The sequence below is a fragment of the Novipirellula herctigrandis genome, from assembly GCA_007859835.1.
GTDB classification, from domain to species: Bacteria; Planctomycetota; Planctomycetia; order Pirellulales; family Pirellulaceae; genus Novipirellula_A; species Novipirellula_A herctigrandis.
On the sequence record SJPJ01000001.1, the window covers coordinates 3,484,876 to 3,509,497 of the forward strand.

General features: G+C 54.0%; 20 protein-coding genes and 1 pseudogene. 13 read left to right on the top strand and 8 right to left on the bottom strand.

Annotation, left to right across the window (positions count from 1 at the left end; all coding sequences use genetic code 11):
* The first annotated feature begins 1 nt into the window (after position 1).
* On the top strand, positions 2-739 hold the full coding sequence (locus tag CA13_RS12850) for a MarC family protein (RefSeq protein ID WP_419194267.1): 738 nt from the start codon (positions 2-4) through the stop codon (positions 737-739).
* Positions 740-794: 55 nt separating this feature from the next.
* A pseudogene (locus CA13_RS36120) lies at positions 795-1,268 on the top strand (DUF8051 family protein).
* Positions 1,269-1,637: 369 nt separating this feature from the next.
* On the opposite strand, the gene CA13_RS12865 reads toward CA13_RS36120, so the two are convergent.
* On the bottom strand, positions 1,638-3,005 hold the full coding sequence (locus CA13_RS12865; RefSeq protein WP_146397237.1) for a sigma-54-dependent transcriptional regulator: 1,368 nt from the start codon (positions 3,003-3,005) through the stop codon (positions 1,638-1,640).
* 199 nt (positions 3,006-3,204) lie between these two features.
* Between CA13_RS12865 and CA13_RS12870 the strand changes: the two genes are divergently transcribed.
* The 6 genes from CA13_RS12870 to CA13_RS12895 all read left to right on the top strand — a co-directional run bounded on the left by CA13_RS12870 (position 3,205) and on the right by CA13_RS12895 (position 13,347).
* The gene (locus CA13_RS12870; RefSeq protein WP_146397239.1) at positions 3,205-5,991 is read left to right on the top strand and encodes a PAS domain S-box protein; all 2,787 of its coding nucleotides are present in this window, start codon (positions 3,205-3,207) and stop codon (positions 5,989-5,991) included.
* Positions 5,988-6,350: a response regulator gene (locus CA13_RS12875; RefSeq protein WP_146397241.1), complete on the top strand. Its 363-nt coding sequence runs from the start codon at positions 5,988-5,990 to the stop codon at positions 6,348-6,350. The genes CA13_RS12870 and CA13_RS12875 overlap by 4 nt, the downstream gene beginning before the upstream one ends.
* Positions 6,351-6,478: 128 nt before the next feature.
* Entirely contained in the window at positions 6,479-8,047 is a 1,569-nt protein-coding gene (locus CA13_RS12880; RefSeq protein ID WP_419194268.1) for a DUF3375 domain-containing protein, read from the top strand.
* The gene (locus tag CA13_RS12885; RefSeq protein ID WP_146397245.1) at positions 8,044-8,799 is read left to right on the top strand and encodes a DUF4194 domain-containing protein; all 756 of its coding nucleotides are present in this window, start codon (positions 8,044-8,046) and stop codon (positions 8,797-8,799) included. Before CA13_RS12880 ends, CA13_RS12885 begins: the two co-directional genes overlap by 4 nt.
* Positions 8,792-12,181, top strand: a complete 3,390-nt coding sequence (locus tag CA13_RS12890; RefSeq protein ID WP_419194269.1) for an ATP-binding protein — start codon at positions 8,792-8,794, stop codon at positions 12,179-12,181. Before CA13_RS12885 ends, CA13_RS12890 begins: the two co-directional genes overlap by 8 nt.
* A complete protein-coding gene (locus CA13_RS12895) occupies positions 12,178-13,347 on the top strand; it encodes a Wadjet anti-phage system protein JetD domain-containing protein (protein WP_146397249.1) in 1,170 nt (389 codons plus the stop codon). The genes CA13_RS12890 and CA13_RS12895 overlap by 4 nt, the downstream gene beginning before the upstream one ends.
* On the opposite strand, the gene CA13_RS12900 is transcribed toward CA13_RS12895, so the two are convergent.
* The 3 genes from CA13_RS12900 to CA13_RS12910 form a co-directional block, all read right to left on the bottom strand.
* Positions 13,334-13,759 (bottom strand): hypothetical protein, encoded by a 426-nt coding sequence (locus CA13_RS12900; RefSeq protein ID WP_146397251.1) that lies wholly within the window; start codon positions 13,757-13,759, stop codon positions 13,334-13,336. The two genes, CA13_RS12895 and CA13_RS12900, sit on opposite strands and share 14 nt — an antisense overlap.
* A gap of 93 nt (positions 13,760-13,852) precedes the next feature.
* Complete coding sequence (locus CA13_RS12905; RefSeq protein WP_146397253.1) at positions 13,853-14,089, bottom strand: hypothetical protein; 237 nt, start codon at positions 14,087-14,089, stop codon at positions 13,853-13,855.
* A gap of 228 nt (positions 14,090-14,317) precedes the next feature.
* The gene (locus tag CA13_RS12910) at positions 14,318-14,527 is read right to left on the bottom strand and encodes a hypothetical protein (RefSeq protein WP_146397255.1); all 210 of its coding nucleotides are present in this window, start codon (positions 14,525-14,527) and stop codon (positions 14,318-14,320) included.
* A gap of 605 nt (positions 14,528-15,132) precedes the next feature.
* Here CA13_RS12910 and CA13_RS12915 point away from each other — a divergent pair.
* The 3 genes from CA13_RS12915 to CA13_RS12925 all read left to right on the top strand — a co-directional run bounded on the left by CA13_RS12915 (position 15,133) and on the right by CA13_RS12925 (position 17,811).
* Positions 15,133-15,552: a hypothetical protein gene (locus CA13_RS12915; RefSeq protein WP_146397257.1), complete on the top strand. Its 420-nt coding sequence runs from the start codon at positions 15,133-15,135 to the stop codon at positions 15,550-15,552.
* Between the two features lie 220 nt (positions 15,553-15,772).
* Positions 15,773-16,903, top strand: a complete 1,131-nt coding sequence (locus tag CA13_RS12920; RefSeq protein WP_146397259.1) for an OmpP1/FadL family transporter — start codon at positions 15,773-15,775, stop codon at positions 16,901-16,903.
* A gap of 17 nt (positions 16,904-16,920) precedes the next feature.
* Positions 16,921-17,811, top strand: a complete 891-nt coding sequence (locus tag CA13_RS12925) for a transporter (RefSeq protein WP_146397261.1) — start codon at positions 16,921-16,923, stop codon at positions 17,809-17,811.
* A 70-nt stretch (positions 17,812-17,881) separates the two neighbouring features.
* On the opposite strand, the gene CA13_RS12930 is transcribed toward CA13_RS12925, so the two are convergent.
* The 4 genes from CA13_RS12930 to gntH all read right to left on the bottom strand — a co-directional run bounded on the left by CA13_RS12930 (position 17,882) and on the right by gntH (position 22,292).
* Entirely contained in the window at positions 17,882-18,544 is a 663-nt protein-coding gene (locus CA13_RS12930) for a transposase (protein ID WP_146397263.1), read from the bottom strand.
* Between the two features lie 99 nt (positions 18,545-18,643).
* Positions 18,644-20,026, bottom strand: coding sequence for a hypothetical protein (locus tag CA13_RS12935; protein ID WP_146397265.1), 1,383 nt, complete (start codon positions 20,024-20,026; stop codon positions 18,644-18,646).
* Between the two features lie 11 nt (positions 20,027-20,037).
* The gene (locus CA13_RS12940; protein WP_146397267.1) at positions 20,038-20,931 is read right to left on the bottom strand and encodes a YybH family protein; all 894 of its coding nucleotides are present in this window, start codon (positions 20,929-20,931) and stop codon (positions 20,038-20,040) included.
* 80 nt (positions 20,932-21,011) lie between these two features.
* Positions 21,012-22,292: a guanitoxin biosynthesis MBL fold metallo-hydrolase GntH gene (gene gntH, locus CA13_RS12945; RefSeq protein ID WP_146397269.1), complete on the bottom strand. Its 1,281-nt coding sequence runs from the start codon at positions 22,290-22,292 to the stop codon at positions 21,012-21,014.
* A 108-nt stretch (positions 22,293-22,400) separates the two neighbouring features.
* Here gntH and CA13_RS12950 point away from each other — a divergent pair, with 108 nt between their 5' ends.
* Together CA13_RS12950 and CA13_RS12955 are read left to right on the top strand one after the other, a co-directional pair.
* Positions 22,401-22,955 carry a TetR/AcrR family transcriptional regulator gene (locus CA13_RS12950; RefSeq protein ID WP_146397271.1) on the top strand — a complete coding sequence of 185 codons (555 nt, stop codon included), beginning with the start codon at positions 22,401-22,403 and terminating at the stop codon, positions 22,953-22,955.
* A 254-nt stretch (positions 22,956-23,209) separates the two neighbouring features.
* Positions 23,210-24,577: a DcaP family trimeric outer membrane transporter gene (locus tag CA13_RS12955; protein ID WP_146397273.1), complete on the top strand. Its 1,368-nt coding sequence runs from the start codon at positions 23,210-23,212 to the stop codon at positions 24,575-24,577.
* The last annotated feature ends 45 nt before the right edge of the window (positions 24,578-24,622 follow it).

The window sequence follows — 24,622 nt, forward strand, 5'->3', positions numbered from 1 at the left end:
CGTGTCTCAACGAAGATCGGTCAATATGGAAAATGAGCTAATCAAGTTTGTCGCCGCGATCTTTGTGATTACAAACCCGCTTGGTGCGATTCCGCTGTTCCTGTCTCTAACGAAAGACCATTCGACACGAGAGCGGCGACGAGCAGCACGGCTTGCTTCGATCACGGTCGCTGTCGTCTTGTCTGCGAACATCGTGTTCGGCGAACTCATCCTAAGATTCTTTGGGATCAGCATCCCCGCGTTTCAGGTAGGTGGAGGAATCCTCATCCTGCTGCTTGCTATCTCGATGCTTCAGGCTCGCCAAAGTTCCATGCAGCATACTCCTGAGGAAGCAGAGGAAGCAGCTGACAAGGACTCCATCGGAGTCGTACCGATGGGAATTCCTTTGCTTGCCGGTCCCGGTGCTATCAGCACGGCAATCATTTTCGCACATCGAAACGATGGCTGGTTCGATCATCTTTCTATGATCGGCGTCTGCCTAGTACTAGCACTGTGCGTCTGGTCAGCACTTCGTTTGGCTGAAAGAATTGGGCAACGACTCGGTCGGACCGGGATCAACATAGGAACAAGGCTTATGGGACTGATCCTCGCCGCCGTCGCCGTTCAGTTCATTTTCGACGGAGCCCGAACACTTTGGAACACTCCGTCTTCAACTTCGCCGACAAGCGAAATAGGGGAACAAGTCCCCGGAAACCCGATTGCCCTCCCTGTACCGAATATTGTCACAGACGCTCCATGATTCCCGAAACCCTCTGCGAGTTTCGCGACAGACGGACTCGCCAAGGGAACCGAATATGAATGACGCTAAACAAAAACACGGAATCTTTTTGACGACTTCACTTTTGCTCTCGTTCGCCTTGCTGGCCAGTCTCGTGCCGGGAGGACCGATCCAGTTCGGTGATTTTTCCCATTTCAAGCCGGCCGTTCTGGCATCGTTCAACGTCTTCTTGACGTCGCTCGGAATTGCCAGTGTTGTGGCGGCATTCTTACTTTGACGCAACACCTCATGCGTGTTGTGGGCGTGCGCTGCAATCGGCGGATACGATTTCGGCGTCTACGTACTGGACTTATTTTCCCTTTTTCCGAAGTCTCCCGATGCAATGCCGCCGCTATTGTTGACGATCGAAATACTCGGGCGTTTGTGTCGGTTCTGCTCATCGGCTTGGCGGTGCGCAGTGCCTGACCAGCCAAACCGACAGCGGCGGATGAGAGCCCAATGCCGATGTCGCGTGGAGCGATCGCAGCGTTCGTTCTGCTGTGCATTGTAGGTGCTGGGGTTGCGGTGTTTGCTACGATCGCGGCGATAGCGGAGTGACTCAGAACAAGAACGCCAAGTCGTGTTTGCAATAGATTGCGTCCTTCTCGATCTCGACATCAAGCTCGGTGTATTTCTCGGGGTCTTCTCTCGGAACGATGAGCCTGTCGCGGTCCCGGGTGGGCATTGAACACGCGGTCATTCGCCGACCGTGTTCCTCGTTCAGACGCAGCCTTGGCAGTCGCCAGAACACGCGCCGCCTCATCTGCGGTTTGTCGACACGGAAAATGCCACTAAGTCGGTGACGATCGGGATTCCAAATCAGGTGCGCGTCCCTTCAGATTGTTGCCGTCCAAACTCAAATTCCAAACGGGACAATGCACTACGCAATCCCGTGTTTTTCCATCAAGCGGTAGAGCTTCCGACGCTCGACCCCAAGTGCCCGAGCGGCTTTGGACTTGTTACCGTTTTCTCGGTGCAGCACTTCCGCGATGTGTTCTCGTTCGAGGGCGATGAGTGAGCCGACTGCCGGAATCGCAGAACCCTGTAGCGTTCCCTCGTTCTCGCCCACCTGATTCTCGCTGCCCGATGATTGGCACCGCAGGTCAGCGGGAAGATCTTCAAGCGTGATGTGGCCGTCATCCGCCAATACACTCGCGCGCTGGAGCGTGTTGATGAGCTGACGAACGTTGCCCGGCCAAGAGTAGTTGATGAGGGCGCGTCGAGAGTCATCGTCAAGTTCGCAGTCTTTGTCCAGGAAGTGGTCGACCAGCAATTCGATGTCGTCCGCTCGTTCTCGCAACGGTGGCAGGTCCAATGCCATCACGTTGATGCGATAGTACAGGTCTTCGCGAAAACGACCTTCTGTGACTTCCGTTTGCATGTCGCGGTTGGTGGCGGCAACGATACGAACGTCGACGCGCCGTTCTTTGTGCGATCCGATGCGGCGCATTGACCCGTCTTCTAACACTCGCAGTAGCTTCGGTTGCAGCATGAGCGGCAACTCTCCGATTTCATCGATGAAAAGCGTGCTGTGATCCGCCACTTCAAACAGTCCGGGCTTCATTGCCGTCGCGCCCGTGAACGAGCCTTTTTCGTGACCGAAAAGCTCACTCTCGACAAGGTTTTCCGGTAGAGCGGCGCAGTTGATCGTGACCAGAGGCCGATCCGCTCGCAGGCTGCCGGCGTGGATCGCTTGTGCGACGAGTTCTTTTCCTGTTCCGCTCTCACCTTGGATCAAGACGGCTTTGTCTGTTAGGGCGACTCGGTCGATCAATCTCCCGAGCCGATTCATTGGCTCCGACGTACCGATCATTTGTATCGTGCGTTTCTTCGTCCGACTGATGACTTCGCGCAGTTGTGTGTTTTCCTTCTTCAGTCGCCGACGTTCGACCGCCGCAATGCAACGGCGTTCCAAGTCACCCATCGGAAAGGGCTTGGTTTGAAAATCGAACACGCCCAAACGCATTGACTCCACCGCGTTGTTGATCGTGCCTTCACCGGTCAGCACGATGACTTCGGTGTCGGGATTCGATTCACGCATCCGCTGGACCAGCTCGATTCCGCATAGCCCCGGCATGTTCCAGTCGAGGATGACGACGTCGAAGTCATGCATTGAACATTGGCCGATTCCGTCTTGGCCGCTGGTCGTCTGCGAAACCCGGTGCCCTTTCTTCTCAAACCAGCGAACACAGCCTTCGCTAAAGTCGACGTCGTCATCGACGATAAGAATTTCGATTGGCTCGGTCATGTCTACATCGCTTCCAAGGTTTGGTGCTCACGACTTGCCCATATGTGCGCACTTATTATGCGAATCTGGGCACTCATCGTACACTGACGCGCGGCAAATGGTTGCTTTTGGCCAGTAAGTACGACAAAATTCTCACGGGCACGGCGGTTGCACGATTAGAAGAAGCAAAGCGAATGCCACTTCATATAACACCAAGCACATGCCCGTCGAAATCTCCGATCCATCTTTCAACTCCAGCGATGATGCTGACGAAATGACTGCAAAAGCAACTCTCGACGAAGCGTTTCAACAGTTTGCTGATGCGATGCCGTCGATGGTTTGGGCCTGCGCTGCGGACGGATCGGCAATCTTCTTCAACCAGAAGTGGTGTGAGATGACTGGGCTGTCAATGGAAGACTCGCTGGGAGACGGATGGGCGCGAGCCATCCATCCGGACGATCGAGAACGCACTTTGGCAACTTGGCAACACGCAACTCAAGCCCCTCACAGCCACGAGATCGAATTGCGGTATCGGATGGCGGACGGCTCGTACCGATGGCAGCTCACCAAAGCCATTCCGACGCACAATGCAGACGGAACAGTGAAGCACTGGCAGGGCGTCTGCACCGACATTGATGCTCAGCATGAGTCGTTCGAGAAAGAGTTGCGTGGCCGTAACCGGGTGTTACTGAATTTGGCAAAAGGGAAGCCACTGGCTGAAATACTTGGCAACATCATCGAAGTGGCCGAGGAGGCGCGTCCGGAAATGATTGGCTCGATTCTTGTGTTAGATCAGCAGGAGGGATGCTTGCGGCATGGAGCATCACGGCAACTGCCCGCCTTCTACCTGGACGCGATCGACGGTGTTACTGCTGGTCCCAGCGTCGGATCATGCGGTACGGCTGCATTCACTGGAAAACGTGTGATCGTGGAGGACATTCAAAGCAGTTCTTTGTGGGAAGACTATCGTGATCTGGCGGCGCGGGCGAAATTGCGAGCATGCTGGTCCGAACCCATCCTTTCTCCGTGCGGACGAGTTATCGGCACGTTCGCAATGTACTACGCTGAACCTCGGACGCCCGACGACGGCGACTTACAGTTCATCGCGAGCTTTGCAAAGCTCGCGGCAATTGCGATTGAACACGTCAGAGCGGACAACAAGCTGCGTCAAATGGCGGCGATCGTCGATTCAACGGATGACGTCATCATTTTGAAGAACATGGATGGTGTGATTGAAAAATGGAATCGGGGGGCGGAGCGTGTCTATGGATATTCAGTGACAGAAGCCGTGGGTCAGTCAATCAAGATGCTCGTTCCCGAAGATCGAATCGATGAACTCGATGAAAATACTCGGCGTTTGCGGCAGGGCGAACGTGTGGAACACTTTGAGACGACTCGCCTGACCAAGGATGGGCGGCAGATTCACGTGTCGTCGACGATCTCGCCAGTGCTGGACTCTGAAGGAAACTTGTCGCACTTTGTTGAAGTTCAAAACGACACTACATCACGAGTGCAAGCGAGTGCGGAATTGGATCGTGAACGATCAGTGTTGGAAGCCATCGTTCACGGCGTTCCCGATGCCATGTTGCTAGCCGGTCTTGATCGCAAACTAACGTTTTGCAATGAGGGTGCGTGCCGCACTTTTGGGTACGAACGTTCTGAAATGGAAGGTCAATCAGCAGCGATCTTGTACGCCGATAATAATGATTTCCTAAGGCAAGGTGAGCGGCGATTCAATCCAAAGACAAGTCCTCAAAACAACATCTTTGAGATCAATTGGCGACGTAAGAACGGCGAGGTGTTTGCTGGAGAAGTCGTCGGGACAATCATTCGTAATTCCCATGGAAACCCGATCGGCTATTTGGCGATCATCCGTGATGTCTCTGATCGCAAGCGAAGTGAAGCAATCATCAAAGAAAGCCAGCGTCAGCTGTCGACGTTGTTCAACAATCTTCCCGGAGCGGCGTTTCGATGTAAGTGTGACAACGACTGGACGATGGAATACATCAGCGGTCGCTGTCAGGAACTGACGGGATACACTCCCGAAGAATTCATGTCCCCTACGTTAGTTGATGATCCCGCGTTCCCCAGTTGGGCATCCGTCATCCTTGCTGAAGATCGAGAGAACGTCGCAACCGAAGTTCGGCAAGCGGTTTCGGACAAGCGGCCGTTTCAATTGGTCTATCGAATCCTTCACCGCAACGGTGAGGTTCGCTGGTTGTGGGAGCAGGGCGAGAGTGTCTTGGGCGATGACGGGAGAGTCGTTGCGTTGGAGGGATATATCTCTGACATCACCGAACTTCACGAATCTCGCGAGCAACTCGTGCAAGCCGAACGCCTCGCGGCAGTCGGACAAATGATTTCCGCCATCGCGCACGAAAGCCGCAACGCGCTCCAGCGAATCCAAGTCGGCACGGACATGCTCGGACTCGAACTTGATGCAAACTCTGATGCGCACAACGACCTCCACCGAATCAATCGTGCCAAAGAAGACCTGTTGCATCTGAATGAAGACCTGCGAAGTTACTCGGCTCCCATCCAACTTGACCTGGGCGAGAAAAATCTCGCTGAAGTTTGGCGTCAAGCCTGGGGCCTTCTGGATGTTTCACGAAAGGAGCGGGACGCAGAACTAACGGAAGAAACCGGCGGTCTCGAACTAACGTGCAACATCGACGCGTTCCGAATCGAACAGGTGTTTCGTAATCTGATGGAGAACGCTCTGGCGGCATGCAGTGTCCGAGTTCAGATCACGGTGTCATGCACCGAATCCGAAATTAATGGCGCACCAGCGGTGTGCGTATCGGTCCGCGATAACGGACCAGGATTAACTGAAGAGCAGAGATCACGAATTTTCGACGCATTCTTCACGACAAAGTCGAAAGGCACAGGCTTAGGCATGGCAATTGCTAAACGTATAGTCGAAGCACATCAGGGAACCATCGCGGTCGGAGACGCCAAGGACGGCGGGGCCGAGTTCCTCATCACATTGCCACGGACACTTCAGTGATACGCTCCATAAAAATTGCCATCGCCGATGACGAAGAGGACATTCGTCAGTATTTCCGACGACTCCTCCCAAGACTCGGCTACGAACTAGTCGGCGAAGCAGAGAACGGGCGCGAGCTGGTCGAACTTTGTCAATCAGTAAAACCAGACCTCGTCATCACGGACGTCATGATGCCGAAGATGTCTGGAATTGAAGCGGCTGACGAAATCATCAAAACACTGTCGGTACCGATCATCATTCTCTCGTCGCACGAAAAACCAAACGGCGACACGAACACCTTCATCGTTGACTACCTACAAAAGCCAGTAAGCATCCCCGACCTACAAGCCGCCATCACCCGAGCTTGCCCCGCGTCGTGAGCGTTCTCTGTTCACAAGGTGGCTGCTTGTTACCACGCCGTTTGCTTTGGCCCCACCGAACCGGACGGTTCATGTCTGGCTCGGGTTAACGGGTTTTCAGTTGCGGACTCACATCGCGCCCGATGGCAATGACCAACTGCGTCCGGTTGGTGGGCTATAATGTTTCGATGGAAATTGAAGATGTCCTTGCATTCTTAGATTCGTCACCCACGGTTCGACTGCTTCGAGCCGATCAGGGGGCGTTCGTCCTTTTTTTCCTACGCCAGTCGCTTAAACTGACAGGGGAAGACTCTGCAACCTCGCTGTCACATGATGAACTGCGGCATCAGCTCGGCATCTTCCAGGAGAGCCTAAATAGCGATGGATACAACGTGCTATCGGGATCGGCGGATCGTTACTTGCGGGAATGGTCGGACGCGGGCTGGCTGCGACGGTTTTTGCCCGCGGATTCGTCCGGCGCCAGTTATCAATTGACTCGCTATACCGAAAATGCTATCCAGTTTGTCGATGCGGCTCTGTCTCGCGAAAATCGGATGGTCGGCACCGAAAGCCGATTGAGGCTGGTGATTGACACACTGACGGATCTGGTGCGCGGTTCATCGGCGGATCCGAACAGACGTTTGGAGTCTCTGCTTGCTGAGCGTGATCGACTGGATCGAGAGATCGAAGCGATCCGTGCAGGAACGCCCGTGGAGACCTATCACCCGGCTCAGATTCGTGAGCGGTTTTACACTGCCGTCGATATGCTCAAGACACTGCAAGGCGACTTTCGCGCGGTCGAAGATCAGTTCGACGAAATTGCTCGCGAGGTGACACACAGTGCATTGGATCTCGATCGAGGCCGAGGAGAGATTTTGGCTGGCGCGCTCGACGCCGAGGATTTGGTCAAGCAGCAGGACGAAGGAGTCAGCTTCAATGCCTTCGTGTCATTCCTCTTTTCACCACAAGCTCAAGCACGGCTTCGAGAAACGATTGCGGAAGTGATCCGACTCGAAGCCATCGCTAACGACAGCGGCGCGATCGAGCATGTCCGAGCGATGGTGCCATCGCTGCTGGCCGAAGCCGAGAATGTGCTTCGCCAAACGGGACGGCTCTCGCAAACCTTGCGCCGGTTACTGGACAATCAATCGACGGGACACCGCCAACGGACCGCAGAGGTTTTACGAGATATCCGCACTTTGGCAATCAAGATGAAGCAGTCGGTGGATCAGTCCGGCGAGCCGGTGCCGCTGAAAATCGGTTTGCGAGTGAATACATCCATCGGTGTCAGTTCACCGTTTACGCGTCCATTCTGGACTCCGCCACAGGTGTTCGACGTTGCTCCGGAAACGCATGAAATTGACTGGGAAACAGCTAAGCAACAGGCACTCAAATTAGCAGGAATGCAACGATTGCAATGGGATCGAATGCGAGACCTGATTCACAGAGTGACGGATTCACAGCCCACGGTTTCACTGTCACAATTGCTGGAGCATCGTCCGCCAAAAGTTGGAGTGATCGAATTGGTCGGATGGATGCAAATCGCTCATGAAGATGGACACCGCATTGATCGTGACGCGAGCGAACTGGTTGTCGTCACAACCGCTGATCCGTTGACCGGACGCACTAGCACCGTTCGTGTACGCGTGCCGTTGGTCTCGTTTTTCCAGACCCATCAGGCGAAGAATGAAACCGTACGAAAAGGTAAACCCCGATGAATGATTCGCCGTCCGACGTGACACTCCCCCCTGACATGCTGCCGCCGCCGGTGCCGTGGGCCTCGGCAGCGGTGCGATTGCTGCAGGGAATCGTTTATCACGATGATGCTGGCAACGCATGGGATTGCATTTTGTCCGGTGCCACGCCGCTGAGCGATTACTTTGCACGGATCGGCTTGTTATTGATCGTCAATGAAGAAGACGGGTTTGCCTATTTGCGACAGATCGAACCGGAAACGTTACCGCCGGATTACCCATCGATCCCTAAGCTGTTTCGAAGCGTTCGATTGACCTTTGAGGCGTCGTTGTTGTGCGTATTACTTCGTGAGGAACTGCGTCGTTTCGAGGAAGAGATTCATCGTGACAGTCGATGCGTTGTGTTGCAGTCGTCGCTCTTGAAAATCTGGCAAACGCTGGTGCCCGGGGAAGAGGATGACGTGCGAGCTAGCCGTAGTCTGGGTGGCCAGCTTCGCAAGCTTGAAGAACTCAAATTTGTTCGACAGTTTGAGAAGGAACCGGCAAGCTGGGAGGTCCGCCGAATTTTGAAAGCCAGATTGCCGCTTCAAGAACTTGAGCGATTGCGACTCGATTTGGAAGCTGAGTTGCAGAGACGCGGGGAGGGTGACGAAGTGACCGATGACGAAGAAGCCAGTGACGTGGAAGCCAGTGACGTGGAAGCCAGTGACGTGGAAGCCAGTGACGTGGAAGCCAGTGACGTGGAAGCCAGTGACGTGGAACCGTCCAATGACTAAACCCACCGCACGCAGCCGTCCACTTCCATTTGCAGATGATCCGGTTATCCAAAATCGGATGCCAGGTTTTCGGCTTGCCTCGTTCGAGGTGTTCAATTGGGGCACGTTCGATGGGCAAGTTCATTCGATCGCGCCCAATGGAACGACGTGCTTGCTGGTCGGTGAAAATGGTGCTGGCAAGTCGACGTTGGTCGATGCGATGCTGACGTTATTGGTGCGGCCCGGTGTGCGTAACTACAATGTTGCCGCGGGAGCCACCAAGAAAGAACGCGACGAGCGCACGTACATTCGTGGAGCTTACGATCGTACCGCGGGCCGTGACGAGAAGCCTCAGATTCAATACCTTCGCGAGGGAAGCAGCTACTACACGGCGCTGTTGGCAACGTTCAACAGCAGTACTTCGGGCAAGTCATTTACCGTCTGCCAAGTGATGTATTTGACATCGGCTGGCGATCGAAAACTGGTTTACGGATTTGACACGAAGCCACGTACGATCGCCGGTGACCTAGGCGGTTTGAAATCCGGCAGCGACATCAAGTCGATGATGGTTGACCGCGGTTTTCAAGTCACTGAAAGCTACAAACAGTATCACTCGTGGATACAGAGGCAGGTCAAATTTCGCGCCAAGGCGATGGACATTTTCAATCAAACTGTCGCGGTAAAGGATGTCCAACGACTTGACCAATTCATCCGCGACCACATGTTGGAAAAGAAACCTTGGAACGACAAAGTTTCCAATCTTTTAAAACACTTTGCCGAACTCAGTGAAGCCCACCGTGCGTTAGTTCAAGTCCGTCAGCAATCCGAGCTACTCGTTCCCATCATGAAAGCAGGGGATCGGTATCGTAAAACGAATGAGAAACTGTATGCTGCACGCGACCAGCTCGCCGCGACGGGACTGTACTTTGATTTTGTGACCGGCGAACTGTTGCGGCCGCTCTGCGAAAAATGGCAGCTTCGCATCGCTCATTTGAGTGAACAAATCAGCTTGCTGGATGCATCGCTCAAGAATAAACGTGGGGAAGCAGCTGGAGTGGAGCACGAGATTCAGCACAGCGGTGGATTTCGACTGCAACAGCTGCCGCTTTTGATCCAAAGGCAGGATCAGTTTGCCAAGTCCAAATATGACAAGCGTCTGATCTTTGAATCGAAACTGAAACAGCTCGGCATCTCCTCGACGATCACTAGCACCGAACAACTTGCAAAAGTTCACTCACGAGTTGCGAAAACCGGCGAAAAGCTGACCAAGGATCGCGAGACCACCGTTTCTGAACTCGAGAAACAAAACTACCAAGTCGGCGTGCTCAAACAACAACTAACCGACGACGAAAGCGAGCTTGAATCTCTCAAGCGTCGCAGAGGAAACCTGCCGGACGCATTCATCGAAATACGATCCGATCTGTGCCAAGCCTTCAAGCTCTCACCAACCGATTTACCTTTTGCTGCCGAACTGATCACCGTCGATCCGGATCACCGTCGCTGGGAAGCGTCAATTGAACAAGTTCTGTACTCCTTTGCTCGGACTCTGCTGGTTCCTGATGATTTGTACGCCAAGGTTTCCGGCTACGTCGATTCTCAACGTTTGACTGACGCGTGCGGCCGTGGGTTGCGATTGACGTATGACCGCGTTGGCGCGGGAACTGCGAGCACGGCACCGAAATGGTCGGAGCTTCGTTTGCCAGACATGCTTCACTACCGCGACGATCATCCGCTGACGCCTTCCGTCCGCGGTGAAATCCAATCGCGGTTCGATCACCTAGCCTGTGAGAATATTTCCGAATTCCAGATGGCGTCCCGACGTGCGATGACCATTCACCGGCATGTGAAGCAAAACCAACGGCAACATGCTAAGGATGATCGTGGTGGGCCGGATGACCGCCGGCATTTTGTGCTCGGCTGGGACAACAAGCCCAAACGCGAAGCCTTGGCACAGTCGATCGATAAACAAAGGATAGAGATCGCGAGAGTCGAAGATTCCATCGCATCGCTGCGGCGATCGAGCGAGCACGCGACCCGGTTGCTGAGCGTGTTGGAAGAGTTGGCGGAACTAACCGAGTTCGATACGATCGACGATCACCGTCACGACTTTGAAGCCTCTCAGTTGCGTCTCGAGAAACAAAAGCTGGAAGCATCCAACGACCATGTGCGTGAGCTGAAGTCGAAATTGAGCCAACTCAGTGCCGAAGTGATGGGATTGGATGCGGATCGCGATCGCTTTGTCGGAGAACGGTCGCACTTGGAGACGGAGGTCGCGAAGAGTGGGACCATTTCAATGCGAGTCGATGCCAAACTCGCGTCCGCCGCCGAGGAAGGGCGTCTTGAACAGGCTCGGTCGCAATTCGATGGCATCGCGGAACAACTCGGTAGCCGCACGCTTACACTTGAAAATCTTGGCTTGTTGCCTCGTGACGTTTCGGACGAACTGTCAGCCAAAGTCGCACAAGTCGAACAACGCATCGACCCCATTCGGGATAACCTGACCAAGGCGATGGGGCGGCTTTTGACGAAGTTCCCCCTTTTTGAGTCCGAACTTGATCCGACGCCGCAGGCTCTGCCTAGCTTTGAGCAGCTTGCCGAACAAATCAACAAAGATGACCTACCGAAACATGAACGACGTTTCAAACAGCGTCTGAAGGAAAAGGTACTGCAAGAGATCGGTCTGCTGCACGGTTCGCTGGAAGACGAACGCGAGGAGATTCGCAGCAAGATCGAAACACTTAACGAAGCTCTGCGGCGATTGGATTGGAACCCCGGTACGTTCATGCGTCTGGAACCAAGTGATACAGCCGACGCCGAAATTCGCGATTTCCGCCGAGAGCTGGCTGGTTGCTTGGAAGGCACACTTGACGGGACCGATGATGCCAACGAGGCCACGTTCAAGAAGATCGAAAAGCTTGTCGAGCGATTACGCGACGATGCGAATTTACGATGGCGGGAAAAAGTAATCGATGTTCGTAACTGGTTTAAGTTTGCTGCTCGCGAGTACGACGCGGCGACGGGTGATGCGGGCAGTTACTACGATGGCGGCACTGGGCAATCGGGCGGCGAGAAAGGCAAACTGGCGTTCTTGGTGTTGGTCGCAGCGATCGCCTATCAATACGACTTGCGCCCAGACGATCCCGGCGCGGACCGCTTTCATTTCGTTATGGTCGATGAAATGTTTTCACGCAGCGACGACACGCGAGCCAAGTACGCCTTGAATCTATTTGCCCAATTCGGTTTGCAACTGGCCATCGTCGCACCGTTGGATGCCAAGGCCCGCATCACGGAAAGCTATGTCGGCATCTATGGACACATCGTCAAAGACCCCGAAACCCACCGTAGCGAGCTGATCAGTTTGACTGCCGAACAATACCAAGCGGTGCAGGACGAAGATGCATGATCAAGCCTGAACAGATTCGCGAAAAAGCTGATCGGCTGTTTGCAAAAGCCGTGAAGTCATGGCTTGATGGAGAGCTTGATGCCTTCTTCCCGTATCGCATACCCGCGAATTTAACTCCGTCAATGGATCACGCTACTGCAATCGCCGAGGTGGATTCACTTCGCGCTCTTAGCAAGGAATCCATCGGCTACGGATACAGCATTGTTTGGAAGTCACGCCGCAGCCGAACGCATGGATTGAATCGTTTTCCCGATTCTATCGTGATCGAAACAACGGACGACCTGATGCAATTAACGAGTCGCGTCGATCAATGGCACACTCTGCAAGCTGCGGCCTCGACGCTGCGGCACCGGCAACCACTGCTTGGCCGTTGGCTAACGCAAAGCACGAACTGGAAAACGCTGCTCGAAGTCGCTGACCATCTTGATGGTTTACTAAGTATCGTGGACTTTTTCATCACCCACCCGCGGCCCGATTGCTTTGCGCGCGAGTTGCCGATTCCCGTGTCGACGAAGCTGATCGAAACACACCAGAGGAGACTTTCAACATGGCTTGATATCGTGCTGCCGCCCAACGCGATTGACGCTCGATACGGCTATGACGCATTCGAGCCGCGATACGGTCTCCGCTACGCACGACCTCACTATTTACTTCGGGTTCTCGATAAGGACCTTCAACATGAACTCGCGTTGTCATTTGACGAACTATCGCTACCAGCCGAATCCCTTTCGAGACTGCCTGTGAAAGAGGTCCAAGTCTTGATCATTGAAAACAAAGTCAGTCTGTTATCGTTGCCCATCTTGGCCCGCACATTGGCTTTGGGCGGACTAGGAAACGGTGTCACTCAATTGTCGACGATCAACTGGCTCAGCGACAATGAAGTCCTCTATTGGGGCGATCTCGATGCCGACGGATTTGTGATTCTCGACCGGCTCAGGCGTGTGCTCCCGAGGACTCAAAGCCTGTTGATGAAAGAACAGACAGTCCACAAGTTCATGAATCTCGCAACGGTTGGCAACGGTGCTCAAGCCAAGCAACTTGAGTACCTCACCGAGGAAGAGCGGCGGTGTTATCATATCCTGTGCGAAACAAATACCCGAATCGAGCAGGAGCATCTGCCAATCAAAACCGTTTTGCAGTCTTTTCGGAACTTCAGTGCATATTGACCCGCGATACGTTTGCTTGATTTACTCTACGCCACATCGCACGTTGCCGTTTCCAATCAAGCGTTTTGGCGATGGGGCGCACGTCAGCTTCCTTGATGGGGTCGCGGCCTTTGACGGTGTTGGGAAGGAATAGAATTTCTTCTTGGATGTCGGGGGCGAGATTGTCCATCCACATGATCTGCGTCATGCGGGTGGTGGAGATCTGACCGTAGTGAGCGAGTTCAGATTGGTTGATGATCGTGCCGTCTTGGATCAGTCGGTGGCAGCGATGGGCCAAGGCCAGCAGTCGCGTGATGCGTGGGACTCGGCCCGTTGGCGTGCTGGGAGCGACACCGTTTTGCAAGTGTTTGCGGCCGTCGCGTTTTTTGGCGACGTGGAACTTTCGATTGATGGTGAGGGATTCACTCGGCATTCGTGTTTTCGCCGGTGACTTCCGCGAAACGTTCGCGGAGTTCGCCGACGGTCATCTTTCTTAGCGTGGCGACTTCTTTGGTGACATTCAATGTCATCGATTTTCTCCTTGGTTTTGTTTGTGAGACTCGGAGATCAAACCCGAGTCCACACAGATCCCTGTGTTCGTAAACGAGTCAAGCCGATCGTCGGCAACTTCGAAAAAGATCTCGGACTTCGCCGAGAATCGGCCCTGTTTCTGCAAGGCACTGATCGCGTCGGCCAAGCAGGCGGCGATCTGACGTGTGCGGTCAGATTCACGCACGTCGTCTGGTTTTGTTTTGGTAAGCATCCAATGTCCTGGTAGCTCGTGTTGGAAAGAGACAGGGATCGTTGGATCGGTAGGTCGTTGGCTCGGTGGTTGGTTGGCGGTTTCGGCCCCCACGCTGCGTTGTGTCGCGACGTTGTTCCTCCGTTGGAATGCAAGGGCAAGTTCAGCTTCGGCGCGTTAACGAGCGGCTCTGTGGAACAGCTTCCGTGGGACGGATAGCAGGTTGAGGCAAGGTTGCAGCCCACTGCTCTAATTGAACTGCGTGCTCCTTGCCCAGTGCGTCTTTCGTAGCCCCAGACAAATCGCGTTGACATCAGCTTGACCGCTGAGATTCTCGAACGTTTGGCGAAGCAATGCGATGTTGGGAATGACGTAGGTGGTTCTGTCGCGATTTGGCTCGATCAGCCTTTGCAGCAATCCCTGACGTTCCAGGTCACGGGCAGCGCGAACAAGCTGCATCTTTCGGTTTGGTCCATGTCCGGCCGACCAATACACCGGCGTGAATGGGATCCCACGATTCCGCATGCCATCCAGCCATTACGAATCCCGACCGCGCTAAGGTCGATTTCAGCAAAGACCTCAATCTCAGCAAGCAGCCGTGAAGCCAGTTGAAAGTGTCTTGGTTGCATCTGCTTTTCCAAAAGTCGGACAACCTGTTCCAGAAAAGAAACTCTGACTACTAACGTGGTTGATCCGGGTGGCCTAACGAAACCATCCGTCGGGAGGCCCCGTTCGATTCCTGTCGATGCGGCCCTGTCTTCGCGGCCCTGTCTTCGCGGCCCTGTCTTCGCGGCCCTGTCTTCGCGGCCCTGTCTTCGCGGCCCTGTCTTCGCGGCCCTGTCTTCGCGGCCACTGTGGTAGCCAGGCAAAAGCAACCGGCGGAAGGACTTCTTTCTTCTTTCCGGGCCATGTCGTACACGCACGTCCGTTTCAGCAACACCTGCGATCGCAAATGACACGCTGTATGTGCTGACCGATGGGCGTTTGTACGCAATCGGCAAAAAATAGATTTACTGCTGGCCGGACGCTCTCTATGTCCATTGCTATGCCCCAAGAGCAGAACCGTGAAATACGCCAAATATTCCGTTGCCCTCTACGCGGTTGACGCTTCCGTCAAGTATCGCGGTTGGTCCTCAACGTTCGAATACTACTTCAGAACTGTCGACAATTTTGACGGCACCGATGTTGCTGAGCTTTTTGATCACGGCTTTTGGTTACAACTCGGTACTTGGTCGTTCCGAAAAAGTTGCAAGCAATCGCGCGAGGGTGCAACGATCAACTCATCCTCTTTGGACATCAGCCCTGGTGACATCGGTTGGCTGTTTCGCACACAAGTCCAGTTCAGCTTCCAGCAGAGTCGTATTTCGCTCCGCGAAACAACGGTAGGTGTGCGCGTGATTTCGCGGAGCGAAATTCGACTGTTAACCCTTGAGGGTAAGGCAATGTTTTCGCATTGTCTCGTTGGTATGTTCCATCCGGGTTAACCGTGCATAGTGATTCCAACTGTATGGATGGCTCCTGATTCACCGATCTTGATCGATACATTGATTGCGTCTGTCGTGTGAGCCGTCCATTTAAAAACACAAAAGCGAGTATTGCGTGATGCAACGGTCAGGAATACTATGCTGTCTTTTCGCTTGGCTAACCTGCTGGACGACGGCAGCATGCGGACAAGGTGTCGGTGTCGAGCTACTTAACAATCTGATGCCTGCTTCTGGTGCACTTGGCGGTGCAAGCATTGCTTCGCCACAGGACATTCAGTCTGCCATCAACGGCAACCCAGCCACGGTCAGGCAATATCGCGGCACCCAGTTCTCGTTCAGTGGCGCCTGGATGGAACCAACCTACAACCTGACACAGGATGGAGCGCTTCCGCTGTTTGGCGTCAGTTCGTTTTCGCAGACAAAGTCGGACGCTCCTGGTGTCGCGGCCGGCAACATTGGTTTGACACAAGAATTGTCGGCCAGCGGCTTACCTTTGACGATGGGGATGGGCTTGATCTCCGCAGCCGGAGCGGGAGCTGATTTTCGACAGGTACCAGAATCCAATGGAACTCATGCGTCATTGACGATTATTGACATCGTCGGTAGTGCCGGACTTGAGTTAACCGACAATCTTCACGTGGGGGGAACATTTGCTCTCTCGACAGCAACGATGTCAGGTCCGTTTGTCGGAATAACAGGATCATCAACCGGGTATGGGATCCGCGGCGGTGTGGGAGTGAACTATGCAATCCTTCCGCAAACGAACATCGGCGCGTACTGGAAATCACAGACAAGTTTCACTTTCGACAATCTTGCCGGGTTCACCGCTGGATCGTTTGTGGACGTTGCTGCAGATCGCCCCGAGACATTTGGCATCGGTATCTCCAATCAATCATTGATGGACGGCAAGTTGTTGCTGGCCGTTGATGGCGTTTTTCAGAAATATTCTGACGCTGATCTCTTTACAGCACTGTACGACGACCAATGGTCACTGCACGTGGGTGCCCAATACTCGCCAACCACAAGATGTCGCTGGCGAATCGGCTACGCGTTTGCTGAAAACCCGTTGCGATCGATCGTGCCTGCTGGGGCTGGTGGTGTATTGCCTCCAGGGGGTGTCGATCACATCACTTACATCCAGTCGCTGTTCGCCAATATTCCGGAGCATCGCATTACTGGCGGTTTTGGGATCAGTGATATTTGCCCAGGCGTCGACCTCGATTTGTACGCTGGTGGCATGTTCGAGGACTCCGTTGATCTTGGCAGCACGACTACCACGACGGCTTCGCTGGAGGGCTACTGGGTCGGATTCGGATTGACTTGGCGATTCTGCCGCGGAATGTGCCACTAACCACGTACGGAGCTCTCGTGTCAAAAATTCAGATATCAGTACTGACGCTCGTCGTGACGATGCTGTGCGCGACAAGTGTTTCCGCAGAAGATGCCTGCGATAGCAAGCCTTGGCTTGAGCTAAAGTTCTTGGATGACTTTCATCGCTCCGAGTCTTCGCTTGTGCCCAGAGAACGCAAACGAATCGAGACCGAACGTCACGATTTCACGCAGTCAACCGAAACAGTCGGTCGTGGTGTTGCACAAATCGAAGCCGGCTACAGCTACTTCTACAAAGACGAAGACAACGAACTCGAGCACCTGCATACAACGCCGGAAATGCTGTTGCGTTATGGGCTAAGCGATGACATCGAATTTCGCTTACGGTTCAACTATGGCTGGCTCAATAGCGACCTTGACGAACGATCAGGATCACAAGACTTGATCTGGAGTTTTAAACTTGGGATGACTGAGCAAGTCGGCTACTTGCCCGAGAGCGCGTTGGAGTTGCGGTCTTCAGCACCCACCGGCGGAAGTGATTTTTCAACACGCCGCGTCGATCATGGCTTGGACTACATCTATGGTTGGGAACTCAGCGAGCGTTGGAAGCTGTACGGATCGACCGGTTACGGCACAGGTGGGCTGGACGACTTCGGTTTAGTGCCCGAGGAACCCGCTGACGACTGGTTCATCGTGTGGTCGCAGTCCGTTGCCGTTGGAACGGAGCTAACCGAGAAGACAACTCTGTACAACGAGTTCTTTGGCCTGTTTTCGCACGCGTTAGCCGACGACTTTTCAATCGTCGTGTACAACATCGGTATCGACTACTACATCAGCGACAACTTTGTATTCGACGTTCGCGTGGGCAAAGGCCTGACCGACGATTCAGATGACTTGTTCACCGGAGTAGGCGGCGGCTATCGGTTTTAATGTCGTATTTCGCTCCGCGAAAAAACGGATGCATGCACATCCTAACGTGATTTCGCGGAGCGAAATACGACTATAGATATCTCCGGTAGTGATACTGGCCGTCCTTCAGTTTCGCCTTCTGTGGGTTGTCCGCGATGTACTGACGCAGGTATCCATACTGTTCTGGACTGCGCACCAAGTGATCGAATGCCTCTTGTTGCCAGAATTTACCGGCACGTCCGAGCTTCTGATTTATCTTTCTTGCCGTAAAGTGCGTCCATGAATCACATTGTGATTTCAGTGCTTCGGGAGTCGCAAATGCAGCCAGCATGTGAACATGATTAGGCATGACGACAAAATCGCCGATGCGATACCGATCACCGTCGAAGAATAGTAAAGAGTCCGCTACTATCTTCGATAATTCTGGGTCGCGAAGGACACACTCGCCATGACATGTGTCAAGAAAGTCTTCGCGAATACGATTGAACTCTTTCTTGAACGCACGCTGTTCGTCGCTCTCAATCGTCGGCACGACGATGGACCAATGCTCGCGCGTCGAATGCCCGCGCGTCGAATGCCCGCGACGCGCCAGCCAATCGGTCTTTTCTCGATCCCAGCGGTCTAACACTTCGCTTGGAATCGAGTCACGCATTCGCATCGTGATAAACGCGATCGCGCCGGTCTGTGACCAATGAGGACGCAAGCGATCCTCAACAAACAGCTCCGCATCGGGATCGAACAATTCTCCGATCATCAGAATGCCCCGTCGTCATAGTCGTATTTCGCTCCGCGAAATAACGGATTCACGATATACCGAATTGTACCGCACGTGATTTCGCGGAGCGAAATACGACTATTCCTGTTCCAACTTCACCAATGTCCATTGCTCGGTGCGATCCTTGCCGTAATGAATCAACATTTGTGTCTCTTCACTGTCGGTCAGGTTGGCCAACCCGGTTTCGCTCACAACCTTGTCATTGTCGCCAATCGTCCAGGCAACTCGCTGGGTCTTCTTGTCGACTAATCCTTGAACCGGAGTCGTCGTGTCCACCAAGGCGTTGTAATGGTTGCCTCGGACGACGCCGTTTTGGTTGACGGCCAACTGCAGAATATTGTCGGACTCCGTGTCATCGTCTTTGACCATTGCCCAGACACCAAGTGATTTCCACTCCTCGTCTTCGGCGACTTCTTCTTCACCGGCGGAAGCGATCACCGATGCTTCTTGGTAGTATTCTTCAGCGGTCCCGATAGGCTCGCTGCCGTTGTAAACCGTGTCGCCCTCGTAGACAATCGTGTTGCCATAGTCATAGTAAATCGGCTGCGCGACGTAGGTCGGGCCCCACCACGAAGTCACGGCGTTCCATGATGCAGCGGCCCAGACAGTTGCTGCTGTCCATCGCGCCGCGCGCCATGCGCTTGGATAACGGTTGTACCAGCCAGTCGTGTACCAGCCGCCTCGATGGCCATAGCGAACGCCAACGCTACGGCGGACCGCAACGCCTTGACCTTGTCGCCCAACCGCTGTGACGCTGCGTGTTCGGTGCGCTGTCGCACCTCCAGCGCCGCGAACGGAAACACCACCTTTGTATCTTGCGAATCCAGCATCGGAAGCAAGGCTTTTTCCTCCCACGCGGGCTTGTCCTCCGCCGATGGTCCCACCGCCGGGCCCGGTTGCCTTGCCGCCGCGAACTTGACCGCCGACCGTACCGCCAGGGCCTCTTGCAGCTCCGCTCGCTCCACCCCTAGTCACTGTTCCTCCGCCGGCGCTTTCGACTTTGACGCCACCAGCGCGACCTGCTGCGTTTCCTGATGGACCGTTAACTCCACCTCGCGCACCGCCAACGGTAACCGTGTGACCGCTTTGAGTTGTATACGACTTGCTGCCCTTCTGACCTTGTGCTGATCGACCAGTCGAACTGCTGTAGCCACTGCGAGATGCCGTCGCGGTTCGGGAAGCACCGCCAGAGTATCCGCTCCGCGACGCACTTCCGGAATAGGCACTGCTGGACGCTCCGCCCGAGTAGGCACTGCGCGAGGCACTTCCGGAGTAAGCACTGCGTGAGGCACCGCCGGAGTAACTACTTCGCGACGTGCTTGCGCCGCCACGCGACATACTTGCGCCACCACGTGCACCACCTCCGCGGCCACCCCCCATTCCGCGGGCCAACAATTCGGCACTGGGAAGCAAACAAACGGACAAAGCAATCGCAAGAGTCATTCTTAATGTTCGACTCATCGATCTGTTTCTCACTTTACGCGACTTACACGGACGGTCTCAGTATCTTCCAAAGCAACACCTGCGATGCTGCGGCCTGTTGATTGCCAGCGAAAAGCATCGTCGTCCAGGGGCGTGATAATGTTGTGGGCGAGCACAATTTCACCGTTCGGCGAGACACCATCGCTCTCGACAATCCATTGATCGCCATCGCGGAACCACCTCGCGCGACCGTGTCCACCATCAACGCCGAAGGTCCATGAAGTGATCAATTGCTCGCTGGCATCCCAACCGATTAACTGAATTCCGGTACGGTCTTCTTCGTCGCCATCCTTGATGGTAAACGTACGCTTTAGAAAATTGCCGCCAAGTGCCCACTCGAACTCTGTATTCGCGCTCCAATCACCGTCCTTGGTGGTCCATTTACCGACAAGGAATCCAAGCTCTTCTTTCCAATCGAAAGGTGGCTGAATCACTTCTTGTTGGATGTCCGCCGAAGCGATCAACCACTTGCCGTCTTCTTTGGCATAGATCAAGCGATAGGCATCGATCACTGAATCGTCAGCGTCGTTCAGCACTTCGCTGCTGCCACGTTCGATAGCCAGGTTAGGACCGAGGACACGAATCGACTCGATGTTTACTTCAATCTTTGCCCCTTCGTTGTCTTTGAAGTAGTCAGCATAGGACGCGGCTACTTGTTCACGACCGACAGCGACCGGTTCGCCATCGAGGGACATTTCCCCTTTTTTGGCCCAGAATGATGCGACCGCCTTCGCGTCGCCTTTGTCGAATGCCGCCACAAAGGCCTCGGCGTTCTTGCGAATGGCCTGTTGGTCGGCTGAAAGTTTTGGTGGTGGCGAATTGTCTTGAGCGAAACCGCAAGCGACGAACATAAACGTGCTCACGATGGTGACAGCGACTCTCATCTTTCGAGTTCTCTCAGTTCGCGTACCAAAGGGATGCCATATCGTGCAAATTGACGGCACCAAAATGTCGATCCTGCGATCTACTGTCCTGCATTTAGATCTTCAGGCTTCAGATTGTTCTGCTTCATGAAATCGTCGAGCCAGCTCTGGTTGACATCGCTGGTGTCCAGTCGCCCCTTCAACGTGAAGTCGGTGTACTCGGATTTGCGGCTACGATCCGGTCCCGGTGGCCTGTTGGGGCCCGGTACGTCCCAGGCCTCATCTGGCGAGACAGCCATCCGCTCGACGACCTCGTCGCGGGTCACGTTCCAAACCATCATGTCGGTGGCCATCGATAACGGACCATCATAGGTCTCTCGGATTCCCCCATAGATATCGTAGCGCGTGTCGGTGTCGTTAAAAAAGTGGTAAGCCACCGCGTGTCGCGGTTTGACCATGGACATGATCTTGCCGAATGATTGAGCCGACGTATGAAAGCTGAGGTTAATTCGCGCTGCAAGTTGTGCGGGCTGCCCGTATTTCTCCATCATCTGCGGTGAAGTCATGAACGCTTCATGGATTGCCAAATCGGCACCTTGCGAGTATTCGGGATACCATTTGTTAGGGGCTGAGTCGCCTCCGATGACGATCTTGAAGTCGTTCCACGCCAGCGAGAAGCTTACCGGCCCGTCACCGCTATGAATCGCCGGGAACGAACGAATCGTGACACCTTGTTCCTTGTAGATGACTTCGTTCAATCCTTTGTAATCAAATTCATGGACATTGATTCCTCCTGGAATCGGATTGATCGTCACGGCACGTGTCATGTAGTCCCAGTTGTATGCCTTCAGCAAGTGCTCCACGGCATACTTCGTGCCCATGTCCTCGCGAGCGCCAGCCGGTCCCCATACCTCCAGAGGCGTGGTCCGGCCCGCCGTCCAACCGCCAGCCCACAGCGAGGCGAGATCTCCCCAATGATCCGTGTGCAAGTGTGTGATGAATACTTTGGTCAGGTAATCCGACGGAATCATCAGTGATTCGATGTTGGCGTGAGAACCTGAGCCGATGTCGAACAGAAACTTTTGACCATCGCCGAGTTCAACTAGGAAGCAAGTTGCCGCCTGACTACGCCGTGCGCTTGGCATCCCCGTCCCGCAAGCGATCACCCGAATCTCGTCCGGCTTCAACTCTTCCGTGCCGGGATAGTAGACGTATCGATCAGGCGCCTCGGCGGTTGGCGACTCAACTTTTCCACCAGCAGCAAACGCAGACTTTGATAAGGACGGCAAGTCGCCATCAGGTCTTGCCATCAGTAGTGCACCAATCACAATCCCAATTGCGATTAACACAACCACAGAGAAAATCGCTTTAATACGTTGCATCTCTAGAATCCCTTGTCTGTTCTACTTAACCACGACTGTAAATCACCGTGATTGTAACTCATACTGTACGGATCCGTACAGTAATTTGTCCTTCCCAGCAGAAAAGAATTGAATAAGAAACCTGAACGAGTCAGCAAGACAGACTGGCTGAAAATGGCATTGGATGCTTTGGAAGCCGAAGGCATTGACGGCGTCCGGATCGAAAGGCTTGCGCGCGAACTTGGCGTGGCAAAAAGCGGTTTTTATTGGCATTTCAAAGACCGCGATGGCTTACTGACCGAGATGCTCAAGTACTGGAGTGAGGAATTCACGGAGGTAGTTGCAGAAGACCCAAGCATAGAAGAGTCCAGCCCTAGTGTTCGTTTGTTATCCATCGCAGAGATGATTGAGGAGCAAGATCTTGCAAAGTACGACATTGCGATGCGGGCATGGGCTGAACACGACACAAAGGCGCGAAGAGCCGTCCGGCGGGTTTATCGACGCCGACACGATTTCGTAACACAACTCTTTGCGGAGTTGGGATTTCGCGGGCAGGATTTGGAGATGCGAGTTGCAACGTTTGTCACTTTTCATACTTGGGACCGCTGCATGTTCGCACCGGCGACTAAGGCAAAACGACGGGCAACCAGAGAACTCCGAATCAAAATGCTGGTAAGAAAGTAAATCAAAGTCGTATTTCGCTCCGCGAAATCACGTTGTTGACTTGAGCAAATATGACGTGATTTCGCGGAGCGAAATACGACTATCCCATCAAGGCTTCCGTTATCTACGCCAAGCAACAAGTAGATAGCTAAGATTTGACGATTGCGCAAACCGGTTGGCTCGCGTCGTCGGGCATGGGCAATTTTGCTCGGTATTGACGATTCTATGGGTACTGCTCCGTAGTCCGTTCCGTCGTCCCTATGTGATACATGATCGTGCGCATCCTGGCATTTTCGATCGCTGTTTTTGTTGCCCAATGTTTTGGCAACGTTCATGCGCAGGTCGACTATCTGCTGGACTCTTCGCGGGATGAACAGGCGACATTCCAAAGCGAGGTTCGTCAGGAGATCGCTGACCTTGAGTCAAGGCTCTCGGAACTAAAATCCACGTTGTCGCCCGTTAGCGTTACGAAGCCCGCTCAACGCATTCCCTTCGATGACGCAGCGACCGTAGCCAACTCTTCTTACGAATGTTTCACTGACTGCAAACCGCTAGTCGCGAACGACTGGCGCGGAAGTTTCCCTGGTTCGATTCGAATACCGGGGTCACCCGTTTCGGCAAAAATCGGCGGCTTTGTCCGAGTTGATTCGATTCATGATTTTGATGCCATCGGCAGTCGTGACAATTTCGACACTAGCACGATCTTCACGGACGGCCGAGACGGCGAAAGCACTCGGTTCCACGCCCGCTCGACGCGATTGAACCTGGACGTGCGTTGGCCTGTCTACGGTAGTCAGCTTCGTGCGTTTGTCGAAGGCGACTTCTTTTCGGAGAACGATGCTTTCCGATTGCGGCACGCCTATGCCGAATGGGGTCCATGGGTCGTAGGTAGAACGTGGACGGCATTCACGGATATCAATGCATTGCCATACACTGTGGACTTCGAGAGCCCGGCTGCCTTTGTGCTCGCCCGTCGCGCAACGGTACGCTGGACGCACCAACTGGAGGATCGCTGGTCGACCACGTTCGCCGTGGAAGACCCTCGTGTCATTCTTCCTCGGCCAGAAGGGTTCGAGGGAGATCTCAGTTTTGACGGTCAGCGCGAACCATGGCCTGATGTTGTCTCGCGAATCCGATATGAGGGACCCAATGGCGAACATCAGTTCGCAGGGATTATTCATTTCGTCGGATTTCAATCGGGAGTGGCGCCGATTCAAACCGAAACGGGCTGGGGCTTGGCCTGGTCAGGGTACTCTAAGTTGTTCGAGCGGCAGCGGTTGTCTTACGAGATCGAGTTTGGAACAGGTATCGGCAACCTTAAGGGGCTCCCCGAAGCCGTTCCCAATCCTTTCGGTGGAATTGACTTGCTGGATTTGTTTGGTGCAACCGTCGGGTACGAGTACAAATGGACCGAGCATCTTTCGTCGAATCTGGTATACAGCTTCGGTCAGACTAATAACGCGCCGCTCGTGGCAGGTGACACGATCAAGAACACGACGTACGTTGCAGCCAACCTCGTGTGGCGGCCATCGCAAAGACTTGAGGTTGGTGGTGAGTATCTGTTTGGCCGTCTGGAAAAACTGGATGGGGCGTCGGGAAAAGCGAATCGAATACAAATGAGTGTACGCTGGTTCTTGCCGTGATCGGATCGAACGCAAGATACGCTAAAGTCGTATTTCGCTCCGCGA